Raw genomic sequence first — 17,970 nt, 5'->3', positions numbered from 1 at the left:
TCGCCGATATATCGCATGATCACTGATGAAGGATGAATGATTAGCAGGCAAAAGCCTGAGTATTCATCAATAAACACAAAAACTATGCGGTCACGAGCATAAAACCGTAAAAAAGGTGTGAACACACACATGATAGAGACGTGGATGTATAAAATTAACCCTACTTTAAAACTAATCGGGATGATTTTATTATTTGTTGCTATTCTAATGATTCATAACATCAATGTTTTGCTCAACTTAACAATCCTTGTCTGCATGATCTTTTTTGCCTTCAATGGATTTCCAATGAAACTAGTTTTTTTGTTTTTACTGCCATTTATACTCGTGTTTATCTCGACGTCCACTTCCATGATTTTATTTGGCTTGGGAGACACCACTTGGGTAAAGTGGGGACTTGTGCACATTACGGAGGAAAGTTTTTTTAGAGGAGTTCATATTGGTCTCCGGGCTCTCGTCTTTGGATTTATAGGTCTCCTGTTTTCATTAACGACAAAGCCTGTACTTTTGTTCTATTCATTAATGCAGCAGGCTAAACTAAGTCCGAAATATGCCTATAGCTTTCTCGCTGGATATCGTTTACTACCGATTATGTTCGAGGAATTTCAAGTCGTTCATGGAGCATTAAAGGTAAGAGGCGTTCACCGTAAAAAGGGGTTATCTTCTATACCGTCAAAGCTTAAAGCTTATAGTATTCCATTATTATCTCAAAGCATTAGAAGAGCTTTCCGAATTGGCGTAGCGATGGAAGCGAAACGTTTTTCTTCGTCTCAATCGAGAACCTTTTATTACCGTGTTGGCTTTTCAAGAATGGATACCTATTTCGTTCTCCTCCTTATCCTTTTGATAGCAGCTTCCTATGGTCTAGGAAACTATTTTCCTTACTTTTCAATACAAGATGTTCGATATCAATAAGAAGAAAGGATTTGAAAGGTGGGTATACATCTAGTCTCAAACGGAAAGCTTTCACTAAAAGATTTTGCCGAAATTGCGAGTAAAGTCGATGTTTTTGTTGATTATTTTCATATTCGAGAAAAACAGAAAACGGCATTCGAGCTATATGAAGGAATACAATGGCTACTTGATGCAGGCATTGCTAAAAAGAAAATCATCATTAATGATAGAGTGGATGTCGCAGTAGCTCTTGGGGTTAGTGGAGTGCAACTCGCACATCATAGTCTTCAAGTAAAGGTAGTCAGAAGTACATTTCCAAATTTAACAATTGGTTGCTCTACACATTCTTTGCCAGAGCTACAAAAGGGAGAAAAAGGAGGTGCTGATTACGCATTTTTTGGCCATATCTTCCATTCAAGCTCAAAATTGGGTTTAGAGCCACGGGGTTGTAAGCTACTAGAGGAATTCTCAAAAAATATCAGTCTGCCAATTATTGCAATTGGTGGGATTACACCTGAGAATACCAAGACGGTTCTTAACCACGGTGCTTCTGGAATTGCTGTGATTTCTGGGATTTTAGATGCGAAAGATCCGCATATTGCTGCAGAAAGATACTCACAAGTACTAACAAAATGGAAGGAGGAACAGCATGAAACAACATTATGATGTCCTAGTTATTGGTGGAGGAATCATTGGTCATTCCATTGCTTATTCACTTTCCAAAAGAGGAAAATCAGTCCTGATACTAGAAAAGGAAAAAATCAATCAGAGGGCAACAAGTGCCGCAGCTGGGATGCTAGCCGTTCAAGCTGAATTCACTGAAGCGGGACCTCTGTTTGAATTAGCAAGAGATAGCCGCAATATGTTTCCTTCATTAGCTCAGGAATTAAAAGAAAGGACTAATATAGATATTGAACTGATTAAAAAAGGAATGCTCTCCGTCGCTTTGACTGAAGAGAAAGTACATCAACTCCAAGCTTCGACTCGTTTTCAGAAGGCAACAGGCGAGGAGACAAGTTGGTTGTCAGATAATGAAGTGCGAAGGCTTGAACCTCATTTATCAAAAAAAGTTCTTGGGGCTATGTACGCACCAAATGATGGGCAGGTTTCGGCCCCTAAATTAGCTGCTAGCTTTGCAAAGGGAGCAGAATCATTAGGAACTAGAATACTAGAATATACAGAAGTTGTGGACTTTATCATCGAAGAAGGTCGTGTTCAAGGTGTAATAACTAACACTGAAAATTTCTACACCGAAACTGTCGTTGTAACATGTGGGGCTTGGACACAGCACATCATCCAAAAGTCTAATCTCATTCCTCCAATCTACCCTGTAAAAGGGGAATGTTTTTCAGTAAGGACGACAGAGGAACTATTAGCGAAAACCATTTTCTCTGAGGATTGCTATATTGTTCCGAAGAGGGAAGGTCGTTTAATAGTCGGGGCAACGATGATTCCTCACAACTATGACGAGACAGTAACTGTTGCTGGCATTTCTCAGCTTTTAAAATCTGCAATTAATCTATTACCAGCTCTTGAAGGAGCAGAATGGGAAAAATCATGGGCTGGCATTCGACCACAGACCTTTGATGGTCAACCTTATTTAGGAGAGCATCCTTTCATTAAAGGGCTCTATGTAGCAAGTGGTCATTTTCGAAATGGGATATTATTAAGTCCGATAACGGGAGAAATCATGGCAGACATGATAGAAGGGAAACTGGAATCCCATAATCTAGCAGCGTTTTCACTAGATCACAAGAAAAGGAGGAAGACCCGAATTGAAGCTACGAATTAACGGAGAAGATGTGATTGTTTCAGATGATGTAAATAGTGTTGAAGATTTAGTACAGCATTTTCAGCTACAAGAAAAGGTTATCATTATTGAACATAATCAAAATATTTTAGAAAAATCGGGGCATCACCTTGTCCATCTAAATGACGGTGACCAAATTGAGATTGTACATTTTGTAGGAGGCGGGTAATATGTTGAAAATTGGTTCATATTCATTTACATCACGGTTACTTTTAGGAACGGGGAAGTATCCAAATTTTGATGTTCAAAAAGAAGCAGTGGATGTTTCAGAATCAGAAATTTTGACGTTTGCTGTAAGAAGAATGGACATTTTTGATTCAGAGCAGCCGAATTTGTTAAGTAAGCTTGATGTAAAACGTTTTACGCTTTTACCTAACACTGCTGGAGCGAAAAACGCCGAAGAAGCCTTGCGAATTGCCAGATTAGCGAAAGCTTCAGGGCTTTGTGACATGATAAAAGTAGAGGTTATAGGGGACTTTAACACCTTACTTCCAGATCCAATCGAGACGTTCAAGGCATGCGAGATATTATTAAATGAAGGGTTTATTGTGTTACCATATATTTCAGATGATGTGATACTAGCAAGACGATTGCAGGAATTAGGCGTACATGCTGTCATGCCAGGTGCCGCGCCGATTGGATCAGGTCAAGGAATCCTTAATCCACTAAACCTTAGTCTCATTATTGAGCAAGCAACAGTGCCAATTATCGTGGATGCAGGAATCGGCTCACCAGCGGACGCCGCACTGGCGATGGAACTTGGGGCAGACGGAGTTCTTCTGAACACAGCTGTATCGGCTGCAATGGATCCTGTCAAAATGGCGAGAGCAATGAAGCTTGCCATTGAAGCGGGCAGACTTGGTTTCGAAGCAGGACGTATTCCAAAAAAAAGATATGCAACGGCTAGTAGTCCAATGGAAGGATTGAGCACTGTTTGAGTGAACGATATTCAAGACAAGAATTATTTGCTCCAATCGGAGTAGAAGGACAACGAAAATTAAAACAAAAACATGTATTAATTATAGGGGCAGGTGCATTAGGTAGTGCCAATGCGGAAGCATTGGTACGTGCTGGAGTCGGGAAAGTCACCATTGTCGACCGAGATTATGTTGAGTGGAGCAACCTCCAGCGCCAGCAACTTTACACTGAGAAGGATGCGGAAGAAAGACTGCCAAAAGCAATAGCTGCTAGACTTCGCTTAGTTGAAATAAATAGCGAAGTTGAAATTAATGCAGTTGTAACGGATGCCAATGTACTTGAGTTAGAACGACTTGTTCAAAATGTCCATATCCTGATTGATGCAACCGATAATTTTGATACAAGACTGATCATGAATGATATTTCACAAAAATACAGCATTCCCTGGATTTATGGTGCATGCGTGGGAAGCTATGGAATTAGCTACACAATTCTACCCGGAGAAACACCGTGTCTACATTGCTTGCTAGAGAAGGTCCCAATGGGGGGCATCACATGTGACACGGTAGGAATCATTAGCCCTGCCGTTAGTATGGTCGTCGCCTACCAAGTATCAGAAGCGTTGAAAATACTGGTTGAGGACTTAGAGCATGTCCGGAGGAAACTCGTAACGTTTGATTTATGGACCAATCAGCATACAGCTATTTCGGTTGCAAAATTAAAACGAACAGATTGCTTATCGTGCGGTGATGAACGAAGCTATCCTTTTCTTGCCTTTGAAAATCAATTAAAATCGGCTGTACTTTGCGGACGTGATACCGTTCAAATTCGTCCACAAGAAGGGGCAAAGCGAAATTTAGATGAAGTAGCCACACTATTAGGAGCTACAGGTGGAAAAATAGAACGAAATCCCTTTTTACTATCTTTTGATACGGGTACACATCGACTTGTTATATTCCAAGACGGGCGTGTCCTCATTCATGGAACGAAGGATATTTCAGAAGCTAAAGGGATATATCATCGTTACTTAGGTTAGAGGTGGAGAAAATGAACGTTGCCAAAGCATTAACAATTGCAGGATCAGATAGTGGTGGAGGAGCAGGGATTCAAGCTGATATAAAAACCTTTCAAGAGCTAGGTGTATATGGTATGACAGCCATCACAGCGATTACGGCTCAAAATACCATAGGCGTGCAAGCTGTGCATCCAGTTCCGGTGGAGGTCATACGAGCACAATTGCAATCGGTTGCCGACGACCTTTCACCTCAAGCAATAAAAACTGGGATGCTTTTCAGTCCTGAACTGATTGAATCGGTTGCAGATGCTATTCAGCTATATAATTGGAGCCAAGTTGTTGTGGATCCGGTCATGATCGCAAAGGGCGGTGCTACCTTGTTACAGCAAGAGGCAATCTATTCAATCAAAACAAGACTTATCCCGTTAGCAACAATCATTACGCCAAATATTCCAGAAGCAGAAGTTCTTACAGGCTTAACGATTCAAACCATGGAAGACAGAAAAGAAGCAGCCAAAGTTTTAATGGAAATGGGAGTACGCTATGTTGTCATCAAAGGTGGACACGGTGCAGAAGAAATGGCGATTGACCTTTTTTATGATGGGGATCAATTCGAAACCATTAGTACACCAAGGATTAATACAAAAAATACCCATGGCACAGGATGCACGTTTTCGGCTGCTATCACTGCCGAGCTAGCGAAAGGTGCAGAGATATTCGAGGCCGTTCAAACAGCAAAAGCATTTATACACTCTGCAATCAAACACGATCTAATGATCGGAAGCGGACATGGTCCAACTAATCACTGGGCATACCGTAAGCAAGGGGTCTTTACAGGATGAACATAAGAGAAGCACTTCGGTTGTATTTTGTTATGGGAAGTACCAACTGTATTCAGGATCCGGTATTTGTGTTAGAGCAGGCGATACAAGGTGGCGTCACACTGTTTCAGTTTCGTGAAAAAGGCGAAGGGGCTCTTGTTGGGGAAGAAAGAGTTCAGTTCGCCAAAAAACTTCAAGTTGTTTGTAAAATTCATAAGGTTCCTTTTATTGTAAATGATGATCTAGAACTTGCGATTAAACTAGATGCAGACGGTGTCCATATTGGTCAAGAGGATGGCAATATCGATTCTGTTAGGAGGAGAATTGGGAATAAACTACTTGGAGTCTCCTGCCATAACCTTGAAGAAGCAAGACAGGCAATTGAAAACGGGGCAGACTATATCGGGGTCGGACCGATGTATCCAACACTCTCAAAGCTAGATACCAGGGATGTAGTAGGTCCTGAGCTTATTGCACAATTGAGACAGGCTAGTATCTCCATTCCATTAGTTGGAATTGGAGGGATCACAGCTGAAAATGCGCGTCATGTTATGCGGGCAGGTGCTGATGGGGTAGCAATAATTTCGGCAATAAGTAAAATGGAATCACCCCAAGTAGCTGCGAAGAACTTAAATGGGAGTAGTTTATACTAGGTCCCTTGGCGTTAAGGGATGATATTTTTATATTCAACATCCCCTTTTTCCTTATTTTACTTTTGATAACCCAGTACCTTATCTTCGATAGACTTCATGGATAATGATCCAAAGATACTGCTATCAAAACTCCTCAATTGAAAAAGGTTATAATTATACCTCAAATCTATAGAAAAGGGTATTGGGAAAGTGGGATGTATTTCTTGTGCCTAATTCGTTGTTTTTTGTATGGATTTTCCCAATATATATTTAAAATAAATTTCAATATATGTGTAGAATAGTTAAATTGTGGAATTCACAATGGGAATTAGGAGGAGACTAAATGGTAAGGAAGTTATCAATCTTAACAGGAGTATTATCTATTTACGTGTTTCTTTTTACAAGTCTGACTGGCTATGCAAATCATGGTGTTGGTAACTCTGCATCACTTGAAAGGGGGATTAGTACCGTAACAGCTCAATCATTTACTATCGAACTTTTTTTAACCTTGAAGAAAACGGTTCCAAATGGTTTCCAGGTGTTTCATCTATGATAAAGGTGACAGACGAACCAATCAAAAAAGGGACGGAATATAAATTTCATACTAGAGGCAAAGAAAATATTTCAACCATAACAGAGTTTACTAAATATAAATCAATCACCATAACCTCTGTTCAAGGTAAATTTAGAGCCGACTACATATATTCTTTTGCGAAACAGGATGATGACACAAAAATCACACTAATTGCAAAATTCGAAGCAGGTGGATTCATGAAAATCATGGCACCACTAATTAAAGTGGCTATAAAAAAAGCTGATAGTGGGCAGTTAGAAAAACTTAAAGGTGCATTTGAAGCCTAATTACACGTACTTAATCATAAAAGTAGTGCAATTCCACTTACGAAATCGCACTACTTTTTTACTTTTAGAATTTTATTCTTTAATTATATCTTTCCGTTCTTCCATCTGTGGTGGTTCTTCCATCCAACCGTTCTTAATCATGATTTTTGCACCTTCATGAGCATATTCAAAAATATCCTTTGAGAAAAGCATCATTTTCGCTGCTAAGTCGTTCCGTAAACTAAAGGCTGTACCAATTGCATTACTGCCCATCGAAAAACTACAAAACATACTGGTACAGTACATCATGAGTTTATCTGAAAATGGAGCCACTGTTGAACGCGTGGCATTTCCTCCTGAAGAACCAGGAACTTGAATACCATCTTCGAGAAATGTTTCACCCATCTCTTTAATAACACTTTTGGAGAGTTCTGCTCCTTTTAAGAAAAACTTCTTGACTTCGGAACTATCGGCACATTGAGCAAAACCGGTAATCATTTGTAACCCCGTAACATTTGCTTCAATACCATGATAAACATAAGCAACCTCAACCGTATTTACTGTTCGTTTTTTTCCTAGTTTAGTAAGTGGATTCATACCACTCAAATAGTTTTTATCTTTAACAAACTCAACCGTTTCGGGCATTGTAACATAAGGAGATCTTGCCAACATTCCTTTTTCAATCAAATATTGAGTACAAGCATTGTAAGCGGCCTGGGTAATAGCAGTAAGGTCCTTGAATAGCATAATAATATCCTCACGGTAACACATGGTTATATTGATCGTATGCAGCCCCATACTAATCTCTTTTAGTAACCGAACAAACATAATATCAAATCCATGATCATATAGCTTAGGAACATCCTTGTTAACGTCTTGTGGAGTAAAACCGACTGGGATAACCGCACCTTCCATTTCAAAAATAGTTTTTATTTTACCGACGTAAGTGTCTATTTCACTGTATAAATCAGTCATGATTTTTTTAGCTTTCTCGTCGTCTGCTTTTTCAATGAAATATTCTAACATTCGCAAAATCATCGTCTTCTCTTGGTATGTAAGCCAAAGGACACCGAGTTCAGATGACGTTATTGTAGGTTTCTCAGGCATAAATGTAACCTCCTAAATTTTTTCTATCTTTATTTTGCTCTAAATATCGTAGAAATATTATACACACATCTTCCGTTATCCTTTTACAAACCTCCTGGTTAGAACCTTTTTCACAATCCCACCGATAATAAACCCAATCGTAATTGCAATAATGGGAGTAAATATCGGGCCAAAAGTTATAGATAGAATAGGTTTATTTGAATAAATGACCCCGATTGTTGTAAAGTATGCCGCTATTGAATAAGGAATGGATTCAAAAGGGATATGTTGTTTCATACCAACACGTTCCTTTGCCCCTTTATACGCATCCCAGATCGCAAAAACATATAAACATGGATAGAACATGATCCATTCATAATCGACAGCCTGAATAGCTAGATCTATATCTCCTTGAAAGCTATAGACAATAGCGACATTAATTCTTCCTTGTACATTGATTAGGAATTCTAATGTAATAAAAATGATGGCCTTTAAATAATGCTTATTTAATATTTGGCCGAAGCCAGGTAGAGCAATACTCCAAAAAATCATCTCTATTGGATACGTTTCCCGTTTTTTATCTTCCATCTCGACCCTACCCATCCATTTTATCTACCTACTATTAAAATGAGCCAAAAGAATCAAAAATATAATAAATCCTATTACTGTATTTTTTTTCCTTCTCTTTTTAGTAAATCTAAAATAAATAAAAATGGTAATTGACAGACATTTTTTATGATGATAAGCTACGTATGATAGAATATTTTGGAAAGGGAGGTTACGTTGATGATTAAGCACATTGTATCTGTCAAAACTAAATCATATCTTCATAACGTGACGACCTCTAGATATTTGTTTTAATTTACCCTAAAAACAACTAATTAATGGCGTAGGTCATATTTATGGCTTGCGCCTTTTTATGTTTGTAAAAAGGCACATTCCTCTTTCCTTTAGGGTGTGCTTTTTCTGTTGGTAGAATTCGGTTATAATGACCGGTTTTATATATATTTTTAATTTAAAAGGGAGGAAAAGATTATGAGAAATGTAGAAATATTGTTGATCTGTTTTGCTGGAGAGAAAGAAAGCGGATAACGACAACCATGTTCATGAAAAGAAAGGAGCTAAAATTTTATGTTCGCAGTGTTAAAGAAATTAAGTTGGTTTTTTAAAGAGTATTGGAAGAGATATGCCTTAGCAATCTCACTATTAATCGTTGTTGGTATACTTGAAGTCATCCCACCTAGACTGATCGGAGTAGCGATTGATGCAATCCATATAGGCTCATTAACGAGCAATGAACTATTTAAGTATATTGGATTTTTATTAGGGTTAACAGTGATCCTATATGGTTTAACATACGTTTGGATGTATAAGCTTTTTGGTGGGTCGTTTTTAGTTGAACGTCTCCTTCGTTCTAAACTTATGGGACATCTACTCAAGATGACACCAACATTTTACGAAAAAAACCGTACGGGTGATTTAATGGCTCGTGCTACAAATGATTTAAAGGCCATTTCCCAAACAGCGGGATTCGGAATATTGACCTTAGTAGATTCTTTTGTCTTTATGATTACTATTTTATTGACAATGGGCTTTCTAATAAGCTGGCCTTTAACATTAGCAGCTCTATTGCCACTCCCAATTATGGCGATTGCCATGAATATTTACGGAAAAAAGATTCATAAGAGATTTACTGTTGCACAAGATGCATTTGGTGATATGAATGACGAGGTGCTGGAGTCAATTTCAGGAGTTCGAGTTATCCGTGCCTATGTGCAGGAACGTGCAGATGAAGCTAGGTTCGATACATTCACTGAAGATATTTTCAATAAAAATGTGGATGTAGCTAAGATCGATGCCTTATTTGAGCCGACAATCAAAGTCTTAGTCGGAATTAGTTATTTAATTGGACTTGGATATGGAGCCTATTTAGTTTTCAATCAGTCACTAACGCTTGGTGAGCTTGTCTCTTTTAATGTATATTTAGGGATGCTCATTTGGCCGATGTTCGCAGTTGGTGAATTGATTAATATTATGCAAAGGGGAAATGCTTCCCTAGATCGTGTTAGTGAAACACTCTCCTATAAGCAAGATGTGGAGGACCACAAGGAACCAATCCATGTTGAAAGTCCTGAGGATATTGAATTTAAAGAAGTGAATTTCCAATATCCATCATCCACCATGCCTAACTTAGTAGATGTAAATGTGACAATAAAACGTGGTCAAACACTTGGACTTGTGGGGAAAACAGGAAGTGGTAAAACCACCTTTATTAAGCAGTTATTAAGAGAATACCCACTGGGAGCAGGCGAAATTACGATATCGGGAGTTCCAATTGAAAGATTACCAATTGAAGATATTCAAAGCTGGATTGGTTATGTTCCTCAGCAACACATTTTATTCTCAAGGACCGTTACGGAGAATGTTATGTTTGGAAATAGTAATAGTACCGAGGCAGATGTCATGAATGCGATAGAGCAGGCTGCATTTAAAAAGGATTTAGAAATGCTACCTGATGGATTGAATACATTAGTGGGTGAAAAAGGGGTAGCACTTTCGGGAGGACAAAAGCAAAGGATTTCGATTGCGAGGGCCTTGTTGATTAACCCAGAGATCTTGATTTTGGATGATTCTTTATCAGCAGTCGATGCCAAAACAGAAGCTGCCATCATTGAAAATATCCAAAGGGAACGTGCAGGTAAGACAACTATCATTACAACACACCGGTTATCTGGTATACAACATGCTGATTGGATTGTTGTTTTCGAAGATGGGAAGATTGTTGAAGAAGGAATGCATTTAGATTTAATTCAGCAAAATGGCTGGTATAAAGAGCAGTTTGAACGTCAGCAAGTTGAAGCCGCTTTAACTGGGCAGGAGGTCCAAGCATGAAAAAGAAAATAGGACGTCGCCTTTTTCAATATGCACTACTGTATAAACGTACGATCATTCTGGCATTAATCATGTTAACCTTTGCCGTAGCAGCGGAATTAACAGGTCCTTTTATTGCAAAAACAATCATTGATCAACATATTTTAGGTATTGAAAAATCCTGGTATGAAACAACTGAAAATGATAAGGATACGGTTACCTACCGAGATATCACTTATAAACGAGCGGATCATTTTGAGGAAACAGAGACGAGAGGAAACGAGGCTCGAATTCTACAAGCTGGTCGAAGCTATTATTTCGTTCATTCTAGCATTGAGTTTGATGGAGCACGAGTTTTCAATAACGGTCAGTTAACCATTAGTAGAGGAGAAAACGAAGTCAGTTATTCGGCTGAAACACTAACAGTTGATGAGCTTATGTTATTCTACTCGCCTGAAATCGATGATATCCTTTGGTTAGTTGGTATCTATTTTGTCTTAATAGTCATCTCATCCGGATTTCAGTATGGTCAAAGGCTTTATTTACAAATTTCCGCAAATCGGATTATCCAAAAAATGAGGAAGGATGTTTTTCAGCAAATTCAGCGGTTACCTATTCATTATTTTGATAACCTACCTGCAGGAAAAGTGGTGTCCAGGGTTACGAATGATACGGAAGCAATAAGAGATTTATTTGTAACCGTCTTATCGACCTTTTTTACAAGTACGATCTATATAACAGGTATTTATATTGCATTGTTCCTACTGGATGTGAAGCTTGCAGCTATTTGCTTAATTTTAGTTCCTATTTTGGTTGTTTGGATTTATTTTTACCGGATTTATGCATCTAAGTATAACCATGTCATTCGTTCTACTCTAAGTGATATAAACGGAATGATCAATGAAGCAATTCAAGGTATGACGATTATTCAGGCTTTTAAACGTCAAAAGGAAACAAATAAAGAATTTGAAGTATTAAACAAGGAATATTTCACTGTTCAGAATAAGCTCTTAAGCTTAAATGCCATGACATCACATAATTTAGTGTTCGTTCTTAGGAATCTAGCCTTCGTCGCCTTAATTTGGTATTTTGGCGGAGCATCTTTAGAAATTGGGACGGTCATCTCCTTAGGGGTTTTATATGCGTTTGTTGACTATCTAAACCGCTTATTCCAGCCGATTACAGGGTTAGTAAACCAGCTCGCATTATTAGAGCAAGCACTTGTTGCATCAGAACGAGTATTTGAGTTACTAGATGAAGAAGGTGTAGATGTTACAGAAGACAATATTCCTAGATACCGTGGAAATGTAACGTTTGATCATGTCTCTTTTGGCTATAAAGAAGGCGATTATGTATTGAAAGACATTCATTTTGAAGCGGCTCAAGGAGAAACTGTTGCCCTTGTTGGACATACAGGATCAGGGAAGAGTTCGATCATGAACTTGTTATTCCGATTCTATGATATAAAAGAAGGCAAGATTCTTATTGACGGTCGAGACATTCAATCATTATCCAAGCAGCAAATTAGAAAGCATATGGGAATTGTATTACAGGATCCTTTCTTGTTTACAGGTACCATTTCGACAAACGTAAGCTTGCATGACCCTACAATTTCTCGCGCACAAGTAATAAAAGCGCTGAACGATGTTGGGGCTGCAAGGTTTATTGAGAATCTTCCTGGTCAGTATGATGAGCCTGTTATTGAAAAGGGAAGTACATTGTCTGCTGGACAGCGCCAATTGATCTCTTTTGCAAGAGCATTAGCCTTTAATCCAGCCATCTTAATTCTAGATGAAGCAACGGCGTCTATCGACACAGAAACAGAATCCATCATTCAAGAAGCACTAGAAGTCTTGAAAAAGGGTCGAACTACCTTTATTATTGCTCACCGTCTCTCTACGATCAAAAATGCAGACCAAATCTTAGTATTAGATAAGGGGCAAATTGTCGAAAAAGGAAATCATGATGAGTTGATGCAAAAGGGTGGACGATACTATCAAATGTATCAATTACAGCAAGGTTCAACATTAGCTGTATAAATAGTATGAAATTTTGGAGGCCTAGTTTGAGGGGCCTCTTTTTTGAGTTTAGAAATATATGAGCGATTCTTGGTTTGTTTCAAGTATTTGAAAGTCAGAGTTTTTTGGTTCTTCTCAATTTAAACGAATAATTTTTTAAAACTAAGTTTTTGTCCAATAAGTCTGGGCACAATATCCTTAGGTCATTAAATTTGGTAGAAATACCTATAAATTTGGGGGGCATTCAAGTGAAAAATCTTTTATTATTACTTAGTATTTCTTTAGGGTTACTATTTGTTTCAGGGTGTAGTGGAGAAGATGCTGCCAAAACAGACGACGGTGATTTACTCTCAAGCATTCAAGAAAAAGGAGAGCTTTTAATAGGTACAGAAGGTACATATCCTCCATTTACTTTTCATGATGAATCAGGTGAATTGACAGGTTTTGATGTTGAAATTGCAAGAGGAATTGCTGAACGTTTAGGAGTGGAGCCTGTTTTTAAAGAAACACAATGGGATGCCATCTTTGCAGGATTAGATGCAGAGCGATTTGATATGATTGCAAACCAAGTAGGCATTAAACCAGATCGCGTTGAAAAATATGACTTTTCCGACTCATATATTTCTTCTTCCGCTGTACTAGTAGGACATAAAGAAAATAATGATATAAAAGGCTTTGAGGATATTAAAGGGCTCAAAGCTGCACAATCACTAACAAGTAACTATGCTAATATTTCAAAGGAAAATGGAGCAGAAATTGTCGGAGTTGAAGGATTTACTCAAGCAATCGAATTGATAACCTCAAAGCGAGTGGACGTTACAATTAATGATAAGCTGTCTGTTTTAGATTTTTTGAATCAAAAGCCGGATGCCGACATAAAAATTATAGCTACTTCAGATGATGCAGGTCCGAGCGGGTTAATGTTCCGAAAGGGTAATGAATCGTTAGTGGAAGCTGTGAACAAAGCATTGGCTGAAATGAAGGATGATGGGACTTATCTAGAAATTTCAGAGAAATGGTTTGGTGAAGATGTATCTAAGTAGTATATTTTCTGACCCTGAGAAATTGGATAGAATCCTTACAATATTATGGAGTTCTCTTCTTCCGATGGTGAAGGGAGCTCTCTATTATACGATTCCATTAACTATAGCTTCATTTATTGTCGGGATTGTAATTGCTGTCTTAACTGCTCTCGCACGAATCTCAAGGAACCGTTTCCTATCACCAATTGCCAGGGTGTATGTATCCATTATTCGTGGTACACCTCTACTTGTTCAATTATTTATTATTTTTTATGGTCTACCAACAATCGGTTTAGTCATTGATCCTTTTCCTTCTGCGATTATTGGATTTTCGTTAAATGTAGGAGCATATGCTTCTGAGATTATCCGAGCTGCAATCCTCTCTACTCCAAAAGGGCAATGGGAGGCAGCGTACTCAATCGGAATGAACGATCAACAAACGCTAAGGCGAATCATCCTGCCACAAGCTTCTCGAGTATCTATTCCTCCACTATCAAACACCTTTATTAGCTTAGTGAAGGATACATCTTTAGCATCATTGATCCTAGTAACTGAACTGTTTAGAAAAGCACAAGAAATCGCAGCTCAAACGTATGAGTTTTTGTTTTTATATACGGAGGCTGCACTCTTATATTGGATAATTTGTCTTGGTCTCTCGCTGGTTCAAGAAAGGCTTGAAAGACGGATGGATCGTTATGTAGCTTAAAAGAGAAGGAGTTTCTGGCGTGATTGAAATTCAAGATTTACATAAACAGTTTGGCAGCTTATATGTATTAAATGGAATTGGGTTAAAGGTTGAAAAAGGAAAAGTAGTCGTGGTCATTGGTCCATCCGGTTCCGGGAAGACAACTCTTCTTCGTTGTTTGAATATATTGGAAACACCAAACACTGGAATCATAAAGATTGGAGATTCCTCGTTGGACTTTTCCTCTAAAGTTAACAAGAGACAGATTCTTTCCTTTCGAAAATTAACAGGAATGGTTTTTCAAAGCTATAATTTATTTCCACATTTAACAGTGATCGAAAATGTAATGGAAGGTCCAATAACCGTGAAAAAACTCCGAAAAGAACAGGCTAGGGGTAATGCAGAGAAGGTTTTAGATAAAGTAGGACTTAAGGAAAAAATGAATGACTATCCTTTTCAATTATCTGGAGGACAACAACAGCGTGTTGGAATTGCACGAGCCTTAGCGATGGAACCTGAGGTTATGTTATTTGACGAACCGACCTCAGCCCTTGATCCTGAGCTTGTGGGTGAGGTATTAAAAGTAATGACAGATTTAGTTCACGAAGGGATGACCATGATCGTTGTTACACATGAAATGCGCTTTGCAAGAGAAGTGGCTGATGAGGTCATCTTTATGGATCATGGAACCATTGTCGAACGTGGAGACCCAACCCAATTGTTCACCTCACCAAAAGAGGAACGAACCAGACAATTTCTTAATTTGTTACAATGATAGTTATTTCCCAAGGTTTACAAAGACGGTATGAAGCTATACCGTTTTTTTATTTGCATATCGATCTTGCATTGACCAGAAATAAATTCGAGGGCGATGGAGAGAAAAGTAATGATCTTGCAATAAGGCAACTGCGAGGAAACTTACTAATTTTAGATCTATAACTTCCATTGTAAACGCCTCCTTCTCATAATTAATATATGGTCTGGAAGGTTCATTGGTGTATGACTAAACGTTTCTAAATTTTTTTTTATAAATTAAAGAGGAGGCTATGCGCCTCCTCAAGATCCATCTTATTTAGTTGTAAAGCTAATTACTTGTATGATCCACCAAGTTGAGACTCGGCCATTGAAACTAATCGCTTAGTGATTTCTCCACCAACTGAACCGTTTGCACGAGCAGTAGTGTCAGCTCCAAGGTTTACTCCAAATTCTGTAGCAATTTCGTACTTCATTTGGTCAAGAGCTTGTTGTACTCCAGGTACTAGTAACTGATTTGAAGAGTTGCTTCTGTTTGATGCCATGATGTGTCCATCTCCTCATAAAGTTTTTTTGGCTGGGCTAGCTGGAATTGAACCAGAGTATAACGGAGCATGTCCGCCGCCGCCGGGCTCTAACCCATTGAAGTAAGTTGTTGCTTTGTTTGTACTTCTATTATGTTTTTTTGGGGGTATAACTATTCACATTTCTAGTAGTAAATGTTTCCAACAGCCTATTAAGTTAAAGAACAAATACATATTGCTACTAGAAAATTGTGAAACTAAGAGTAAGACAAAATGAATCATTGTAAAAACATCTTTGAAAAAGGCTGAGGTGACTTATGGGGATATGTCCACTATGTAATGGGTTTAAATCTTCATTAACGAACTGTCCTACATGTAATCAACTTTTAAAGGACAAGGGGAGAGTTATTGACTATTTTGATGATTATAGTCCTTATATGGAAATTGAGGTTATGAAACGAATAGATAGTTACGAACAAACCTGGGAAGGAAATCTTTGTGCGCACCTCTTATATTGTGACCAATGTGAGGCTGAACATGTAGTTCATATTCAAGAATAAAAAATTGTTAAGTAACCAAAGGAGCTCAAGTGATGCCCCGTGAACTGTGAAAAAGGCAGCTGGCGGTAACCAAAGAAGGAGTTTAATGTGCTTAAGCTGTGATTAACTGTAACATGAATCTCGCTAGCAAGGTAAAATGATGATCTCTTTTCAATGTAATGTGTAACAAAAGCATCCTACCTGAATTAGTAGGATGCTTTTGTTACTACTCATATTCTTTCTAATCAAAAGTATTAAAAAAGACTTTCTAACTGATGTTAGAAAGTCTTTAAAACATATATATAGAATCTTCTTGCTACTACTTACTTAATACGTAATTCTGTTTCTTTATCAAAGAAATGGCATTTGTTCATATCTAGTGCTAGATCAATCTTTTGACTTGGCTTAATATCTGTACGTGAATCAACACGCGCGATGAAATCTTGTCCTGCTACTTTAGAGTAAAGCATAGTCTCAGCACCCATTAATTCAGATACTTCGATCTCAGCTTGTATCTTTGTATCTTTAGAAGACTCAATGAATACTGGCTCATCATGGATATCTTCTGGACGAATTCCGAGGATTACCTCTTTATTCACATAGCCTTGGTCACGCAAAGTTTTCATTTTGCCTTCTGGAACTTTCACACTGATATCTCCGATTGTAAATGACCCATCTTTAAGAGTTCCTTCAAAGAAGTTCATTGCTGGAGAACCGATGAATCCACCAACGAAGATGTTATCAGGCTTTTCATATACATCTTTTGGGGCTCCAACTTGTTGAATTAGTCCATCCTTCATAACAACTAAACGAGTTGCCATTGTCATTGCTTCTGTTTGATCATGAGTTACATAGACAGTTGTTGTTTGAAGACGGTGATGCAGCTTCGTAATCTCAGCACGCATTTGAACACGTAGTTTTGCATCAAGGTTTGATAATGGCTCATCCATTAAGAATACCTTCGCATCACGAACGATAGCACGGCCCAATGCAACACGCTGACGCTGACCACCAGAAAGAGCTTTAGGCTTACGATCTAGATATTGATCAAGGCCAAGAATACGAGCAGCATCCTGAACACGACGATCAATTTCATCCTTAGGAATCTTGCGTAGCTTAAGTCCAAATGCCATATTGTCATACACATTCATGTGTGGGTATAGAGCGTAGTTCTGGAAAACCATTGCGATATCGCGGTCTTTCGGTGCAACGTCATTTACACGGCGATCATCAATGTAAAAATCACCTTCTGAAATTTCTTCAAGTCCTGCAATCATACGAAGTGTTGTTGATTTACCGCAACCAGACGGACCAACAAAGACGATAAACTCTTTATCTTGTATATGAAGATTAAAGTCCTTAACTGCTGTTACTTTATTATCGTAAATTTTATGAATATGATTTAAGCGTAATTCTGCCATGAGTAAAAACCTCCTAGGAATTTAATTCTAACTTTATTGTAACCAATAGGATTTGAGGATGGTATGTAAAAGGTGCACAAAAAACTTACAAGTGATTTGGGCATGTATACATAATTGGGTATTT

20 protein-coding genes are annotated in these 17,970 nt (G+C 38.2%); 15 read left to right on the top strand and 5 right to left on the bottom strand.

Annotation, left to right across the window (positions count from 1 at the left end):
- Positions 1–129: 129 nt before the first annotated feature.
- The 10 genes from ACOI1C_RS11350 to ACOI1C_RS11305 all read left to right on the top strand — a co-directional run bounded on the left by ACOI1C_RS11350 (position 130) and on the right by ACOI1C_RS11305 (position 6,948).
- Positions 130–912 (top strand): energy-coupling factor transporter transmembrane component T family protein, encoded by a 783-nt coding sequence (locus ACOI1C_RS11350; protein ID WP_422510642.1) that lies wholly within the window; start codon positions 130–132, stop codon positions 910–912.
- Between the two features lie 18 nt (positions 913–930).
- Positions 931–1,557, top strand: a complete 627-nt coding sequence (locus ACOI1C_RS11345; RefSeq protein WP_422510641.1) for a thiamine phosphate synthase — start codon at positions 931–933, stop codon at positions 1,555–1,557.
- Entirely contained in the window at positions 1,541–2,683 is a 1,143-nt protein-coding gene (gene thiO / locus ACOI1C_RS11340; protein WP_422510640.1) for a glycine oxidase ThiO, read from the top strand. The genes ACOI1C_RS11345 and thiO overlap by 17 nt, the downstream gene beginning before the upstream one ends.
- The gene (thiS, locus tag ACOI1C_RS11335; RefSeq protein ID WP_422510639.1) at positions 2,667–2,870 is read left to right on the top strand and encodes a sulfur carrier protein ThiS; all 204 of its coding nucleotides are present in this window, start codon (positions 2,667–2,669) and stop codon (positions 2,868–2,870) included. Before thiO ends, thiS begins: the two co-directional genes overlap by 17 nt.
- A gap of 1 nt (position 2,871) precedes the next feature.
- The gene (locus tag ACOI1C_RS11330; protein WP_422510638.1) at positions 2,872–3,639 is read left to right on the top strand and encodes a thiazole synthase; all 768 of its coding nucleotides are present in this window, start codon (positions 2,872–2,874) and stop codon (positions 3,637–3,639) included.
- Positions 3,636–4,655, top strand: coding sequence for a thiazole biosynthesis adenylyltransferase ThiF (locus ACOI1C_RS11325; RefSeq protein ID WP_422510637.1), 1,020 nt, complete (start codon positions 3,636–3,638; stop codon positions 4,653–4,655). The genes ACOI1C_RS11330 and ACOI1C_RS11325 overlap by 4 nt, the downstream gene beginning before the upstream one ends.
- Positions 4,656–4,666: 11 nt before the next feature.
- Positions 4,667–5,476 carry a bifunctional hydroxymethylpyrimidine kinase/phosphomethylpyrimidine kinase gene (thiD, locus tag ACOI1C_RS11320; RefSeq protein ID WP_422510636.1) on the top strand — a complete coding sequence of 270 codons (810 nt, stop codon included), beginning with the start codon at positions 4,667–4,669 and terminating at the stop codon, positions 5,474–5,476.
- Positions 5,473–6,108, top strand: coding sequence for a thiamine phosphate synthase (thiE, locus tag ACOI1C_RS11315; RefSeq protein ID WP_422510635.1), 636 nt, complete (start codon positions 5,473–5,475; stop codon positions 6,106–6,108). The genes thiD and thiE overlap by 4 nt, the downstream gene beginning before the upstream one ends.
- A 322-nt stretch (positions 6,109–6,430) precedes the next feature.
- Complete coding sequence (locus tag ACOI1C_RS11310) at positions 6,431–6,640, top strand: hypothetical protein (protein WP_422510634.1); 210 nt, start codon at positions 6,431–6,433, stop codon at positions 6,638–6,640.
- Positions 6,637–6,948 (top strand): hypothetical protein, encoded by a 312-nt coding sequence (locus tag ACOI1C_RS11305; protein WP_422510633.1) that lies wholly within the window; start codon positions 6,637–6,639, stop codon positions 6,946–6,948. The genes ACOI1C_RS11310 and ACOI1C_RS11305 overlap by 4 nt, the downstream gene beginning before the upstream one ends.
- A 72-nt stretch (positions 6,949–7,020) precedes the next feature.
- Here the strand turns inward: ACOI1C_RS11305 and ACOI1C_RS11300 are convergent, their stop codons facing one another.
- Together ACOI1C_RS11300 and ACOI1C_RS11295 are read right to left on the bottom strand one after the other, a co-directional pair.
- Entirely contained in the window at positions 7,021–8,034 is a 1,014-nt protein-coding gene (locus tag ACOI1C_RS11300) for a DUF3231 family protein (protein WP_422510632.1), read from the bottom strand.
- 75 nt (positions 8,035–8,109) lie between these two features.
- Positions 8,110–8,601, bottom strand: coding sequence for a hypothetical protein (locus ACOI1C_RS11295; RefSeq protein WP_422510631.1), 492 nt, complete (start codon positions 8,599–8,601; stop codon positions 8,110–8,112).
- Between the two features lie 543 nt (positions 8,602–9,144).
- Between ACOI1C_RS11295 and ACOI1C_RS11290 the strand changes: the two genes are divergently transcribed.
- The 5 genes from ACOI1C_RS11290 (at position 9,145) to ACOI1C_RS11270 (ending at position 15,384) form a co-directional block, all read left to right on the top strand.
- Positions 9,145–10,905, top strand: coding sequence for an ABC transporter ATP-binding protein (locus tag ACOI1C_RS11290; protein WP_422510630.1), 1,761 nt, complete (start codon positions 9,145–9,147; stop codon positions 10,903–10,905).
- Positions 10,902–12,923, top strand: coding sequence for an ABC transporter ATP-binding protein (locus ACOI1C_RS11285; protein ID WP_422510629.1), 2,022 nt, complete (start codon positions 10,902–10,904; stop codon positions 12,921–12,923). The genes ACOI1C_RS11290 and ACOI1C_RS11285 overlap by 4 nt, the downstream gene beginning before the upstream one ends.
- Before the next feature lie 227 nt (positions 12,924–13,150).
- Entirely contained in the window at positions 13,151–13,945 is a 795-nt protein-coding gene (locus tag ACOI1C_RS11280; protein WP_422510628.1) for an amino acid ABC transporter substrate-binding protein, read from the top strand.
- Positions 13,932–14,630, top strand: a complete 699-nt coding sequence (locus ACOI1C_RS11275; protein ID WP_422510695.1) for an amino acid ABC transporter permease — start codon at positions 13,932–13,934, stop codon at positions 14,628–14,630. Before ACOI1C_RS11280 ends, ACOI1C_RS11275 begins: the two co-directional genes overlap by 14 nt.
- A gap of 19 nt (positions 14,631–14,649) precedes the next feature.
- Positions 14,650–15,384 (top strand): amino acid ABC transporter ATP-binding protein, encoded by a 735-nt coding sequence (locus tag ACOI1C_RS11270; protein WP_422510627.1) that lies wholly within the window; start codon positions 14,650–14,652, stop codon positions 15,382–15,384.
- Positions 15,385–15,420: 36 nt separating this feature from the next.
- Here ACOI1C_RS11270 and ACOI1C_RS11265 read toward each other — a convergent pair whose 3' ends face one another.
- From ACOI1C_RS11265 to ACOI1C_RS11255, 3 genes are all read right to left on the bottom strand, one after another.
- Entirely contained in the window at positions 15,421–15,555 is a 135-nt protein-coding gene (locus ACOI1C_RS11265) for a hypothetical protein (RefSeq protein WP_422510626.1), read from the bottom strand.
- Positions 15,556–15,697: 142 nt separating this feature from the next.
- A complete protein-coding gene (locus ACOI1C_RS11260; protein ID WP_422510625.1) occupies positions 15,698–15,907 on the bottom strand; it encodes a small, acid-soluble spore protein, alpha/beta type in 210 nt (69 codons plus the stop codon).
- Positions 15,908–16,748: 841 nt separating this feature from the next.
- A complete protein-coding gene (locus tag ACOI1C_RS11255) occupies positions 16,749–17,846 on the bottom strand; it encodes an ABC transporter ATP-binding protein (RefSeq protein ID WP_422510624.1) in 1,098 nt (365 codons plus the stop codon).
- Between the last annotated feature and the right edge of the window lie 124 nt (positions 17,847–17,970).

This window comes from Bacillus sp. DJP31 (assembly GCF_049310945.1).
Taxonomy (GTDB): domain Bacteria; phylum Bacillota; class Bacilli; order Bacillales; family SA4; genus Bacillus_BS.
The sequence above is the reverse complement of the archived record's forward strand: the minus strand, read 5'-3'. Positions and strand labels throughout refer to the sequence as shown.

Excerpts from the sequence above, each read along its gene's own strand:
- ACOI1C_RS11350 (WP_422510642.1), top strand. The coding sequence starts at position 130 with ATGATAGAGACGTGGATGTATAAAATTAACCCTACTTTAAAACTAATC.
- thiO (WP_422510640.1), top strand. The coding sequence starts at position 1,541 with ATGAAACAACATTATGATGTCCTAGTTATTGGTGGAGGAATCATTGGT.
- ACOI1C_RS11330 (WP_422510638.1), top strand. The coding sequence starts at position 2,872 with ATGTTGAAAATTGGTTCATATTCATTTACATCACGGTTACTTTTAGGA.
- thiD (WP_422510636.1), top strand. The coding sequence starts at position 4,667 with ATGAACGTTGCCAAAGCATTAACAATTGCAGGATCAGATAGTGGTGGA.
- thiE (WP_422510635.1), top strand. The coding sequence starts at position 5,473 with ATGAACATAAGAGAAGCACTTCGGTTGTATTTTGTTATGGGAAGTACC.
- ACOI1C_RS11310 (WP_422510634.1), top strand. The coding sequence starts at position 6,431 with ATGGTAAGGAAGTTATCAATCTTAACAGGAGTATTATCTATTTACGTG.
- ACOI1C_RS11305 (WP_422510633.1), top strand. The coding sequence starts at position 6,637 with ATGATAAAGGTGACAGACGAACCAATCAAAAAAGGGACGGAATATAAA.
- ACOI1C_RS11300 (WP_422510632.1), bottom strand. The coding sequence starts at position 8,034 with ATGCCTGAGAAACCTACAATAACGTCATCTGAACTCGGTGTCCTTTGG.
- ACOI1C_RS11295 (WP_422510631.1), bottom strand. The coding sequence starts at position 8,601 with ATGGAAGATAAAAAACGGGAAACGTATCCAATAGAGATGATTTTTTGG.
- ACOI1C_RS11290 (WP_422510630.1), top strand. The coding sequence starts at position 9,145 with ATGTTCGCAGTGTTAAAGAAATTAAGTTGGTTTTTTAAAGAGTATTGG.
- ACOI1C_RS11285 (WP_422510629.1), top strand. The coding sequence starts at position 10,902 with ATGAAAAAGAAAATAGGACGTCGCCTTTTTCAATATGCACTACTGTAT.
- ACOI1C_RS11275 (WP_422510695.1), top strand. The coding sequence starts at position 13,932 with ATGTATCTAAGTAGTATATTTTCTGACCCTGAGAAATTGGATAGAATC.
- ACOI1C_RS11265 (WP_422510626.1), bottom strand. The coding sequence starts at position 15,555 with ATGGAAGTTATAGATCTAAAATTAGTAAGTTTCCTCGCAGTTGCCTTA.
- ACOI1C_RS11260 (WP_422510625.1), bottom strand. The coding sequence starts at position 15,907 with ATGGCATCAAACAGAAGCAACTCTTCAAATCAGTTACTAGTACCTGGA.
- ACOI1C_RS11255 (WP_422510624.1), bottom strand. The coding sequence starts at position 17,846 with ATGGCAGAATTACGCTTAAATCATATTCATAAAATTTACGATAATAAA.